The organism is Thermosulfurimonas sp. (assembly GCF_015491435.1).
Taxonomy (GTDB): Bacteria; Desulfobacterota; Thermodesulfobacteria; order Thermodesulfobacteriales; family Thermodesulfobacteriaceae; genus Thermosulfurimonas_A.
In genome coordinates this window covers 1-2,786 of record NZ_WFVX01000159.1, presented here as the reverse complement: position 1 = coordinate 2,786, position 2,786 = coordinate 1, and the positions used below count along the sequence as shown (strand labels likewise).

Sequence of the window (2,786 nt, the reverse complement as noted above, 5' to 3'; positions counted from 1 at the left end):
TCATCAGACCGGGGAGAGGGACGAGGCCTGGGTACAGGAGGCCTACCGGAAAAGGGGGCTTGCGGTGCGGGTGAAGGCTTTTATTCGGGATATGGCCTGGGCCTATGCCCAGGCGGATCTGGTGATTTCCCGGGCCGGGGCCACCACCGTGGCCGAGATCTGCGCCCTGGGTAAACCGGCTGTCTTTATCCCCTTTCCTTACGCCACTCACGGACATCAGGAAAAGAACGCCCGGGTGGTGGTGGAAGCCGGAGGGGCCCTTCTCTTTCGCGAGGGAGAGATTACCCCGGAGAAACTGGCCGAGGAGGTTTCCGCCCTGCTTTCGGACCCGGACCGATTGGCTTCCATGGGGCAGAGGGCCCGGGCCCTCTTTCGGCCCGGGGCGGCGGAGACCATTGTCCGAGAAATGGAGGTCTTAACCCATGTTTAAGGATCGAACCTTCCATCTTATAGGTGTGGGTGGGGTGGGAATGAGCGGTCTGGCTCGGTTGCTCAAGGCCCTGGGGGCCAGGGTTTCGGGCTGTGACCTGAGACGCACCGCCACCACCGAGGCCCTGGTTCGCGAGGGGATAGAGGTCTTTTACGGCCATCACCCCTCCCATCTGGAGGGTTGCGAGGTGGTGGTCTATTCCTCGGCCATTTCGCCTCACCATCCCGAACTCGAAGCCGCCCGCCGGCACGGGATCCCGGTGCTTCCCCGGGCGGAGATGCTGGCCGAGATCATGGCCTCCCATCCCAAAAGTATCGCCGTGGCCGGCTCCCACGGCAAAACCACCACCGCCTCCATGATCGCGGCGGTGCTCTCCGGAGCGGGGCTCGATCCCACCGTGGCCGTGGGGGGAAGGGTGAACAACCTGGGGGTGAATGCCTGTCTGGGAAAGGGCGAGTATCTGGTAGCTGAAACCGACGAAAGCGACGGGTCCTTTCTTATGTTGCGCCCTTACATAGCGGTGATAACCAACATAGATCGCGAACATCTGGACTTTTACGCCGATTTCGAGGCCATCAAGAGGGCCTTCCTTCGGTTTACCCACCGGGTATCTCCGGAGGGGGCCCTGGTGCTCTGTGCGGATGATCCCGGGATCCGAGAGATCCTCCCCGGGGTTTCCGGAAGGTTTTTGACCTATGGTTTCACCTCCGAGGCCGAACTCCGGGGCGAGGTCATCTCCCGGGAGGCCTTTCCCCGGGTAAGGGTGAATTTCCGGGGTCGTCTCCTGGGCGACTTTCGGCTTCCGGTCCCCGGGCTTCACAACGCGGAGAATGCCCTGGCCGCCATCGGGGTGGGACTATTCCTGGGACTTACCTTTGAGGATATCCTTAAGGGACTATCCAGTTTTCGGGGCGTGGGGAGGAGGCTGGAGTTCAAGGGCGAGGTTTATGATGTACCGGTCTTTGACGACTATGCCCACCATCCCCGGGAACTGCGGGCCACCCTGCGCACCCTGAGGGAGCTTTTCCCGGAGCGCCGCATCCTGGCGGTATTCCAGCCCCACCGTTACACCCGCACCCGCGCCCTCTGGCGAGAATTCGTACAGGTGCTGTGTGAGCCCGATATCCTTTTTCTTACCGAGATCTATCCGGCCTCCGAAAGGCCGCTTCCCGGGGTAACCGGAGAGAGTTTTTATCGGGCGGTAAAACGTATTCGCGGAGCCAGGCCCACCCTTTATGCCCCCGATCTGGAGGCGGTGCGGGCTCAGGTGGAGTTCTTCCTCTCCCCCGGGGATCTGGTGATTACTCTGGGGGCCGGGGATGTGTATCGGGTGGGAGAGGATCTGCTCCGGGAAACCAGGATGGTGCAGGTAGCCTGAGATGCGGACTCTGGCCGAAGACTTGCGCAGCATGGGGCTGACCACCAAAGAAGGAGTGAGCCTGCGGCGTTATACCACCGTGCGCACCGGGGGAAGAGCCGCCCTGATGGTCTTTCCGCGGACCCTGGGCGAACTGGAAAAACTCTGGCTTTACCTTCAGCGTCGCGGGGTCCCCTATTTCCTTCTGGCCGGGGGCAGCAAGGTCCTTTTCCCGGATGAAGGGTTTTCCGGGGTGGTGATCAATCTTCGTCATCTCTCCGGTTTTCGGGAACTCTCTCCCGGACGCCTGGAGGTGCTCTGCGGAACCCCGGTGGCGGCGCTCATAGCTTACGGACTAAAGAGAGGTTTCCGGGGCTTCGAGTTTCTGGCCGGCGTGCCGGCCACCCTGGGCGGTGCCATCCGCATGAATGCCGGGGCCTTCGGGCAGACCACCGGAACCCTGGTGGAGGAGGTCTGGTTCCTCGACTCCCGGGGGCTCCGAAAGGTGGAGCGCACCGGGCTCTCCTTCCGTTACCGCCGGCTGGTCCCCGAGGGCCTGGTGGCCAAGGCGGTGGTGCGTCTCCTTCCGGCTTCCCCCCCGGAGGTGCGGGAGAGGGTGAAGGCCTTAATCCGGGAGCGCCGGTGCAAACAACCCCTGGGGCAGCCTTCCTTCGGCAGTGCCTTTCTCAATCCGGATACCGGGCCCCCGGCGGGCTGGCTCATCGAAAGGGTCGGGCTCAAAGGCAAAAGGCGGGGGGGAGCCCGGATAAGTCCCCGGCACGCCAATTTCATTGTCAACGAGGGAGGGGCGCGCAGTCAGGATATCCTGGATTTGATGGAGGAGGCCCGGGAGAGGGTCTTTCACCGCTTCGGAATCCTGCTTCAGACGGAGGTCAGGGTTGTTCGGGCGTAGGAGGGGCTGGCTTAAACTTGTTGCGGGGATATTGGGTCTGGGGGTCTTTTTCCTGGGGGGCTGGCTTTTTCTGCACCGGGTGAATC

General features: G+C 62.7%; 3 protein-coding genes. All 3 read left to right on the top strand.

Features of this window, described 5'->3' with window-relative positions; all coding sequences use genetic code 11:
* Positions 1-430 (top strand): glycosyltransferase (locus F8J34_RS07180; RefSeq protein WP_297057705.1); only part of this gene is annotated, 430 nt, incomplete at its 5' end.
* Entirely contained in the window at positions 423-1,808 is a 1,386-nt protein-coding gene (gene murC, locus F8J34_RS07175) for a UDP-N-acetylmuramate--L-alanine ligase (protein WP_297057703.1), read from the top strand. The genes F8J34_RS07180 and murC, both read left to right, overlap by 8 nt.
* Position 1,809: 1 nt before the next feature.
* Positions 1,810-2,700 (top strand): UDP-N-acetylmuramate dehydrogenase, encoded by an 891-nt coding sequence (gene murB / locus F8J34_RS07170; RefSeq protein ID WP_297057700.1) that lies wholly within the window; start codon positions 1,810-1,812, stop codon positions 2,698-2,700.
* Positions 2,701-2,786: the final 86 nt, after the last annotated feature.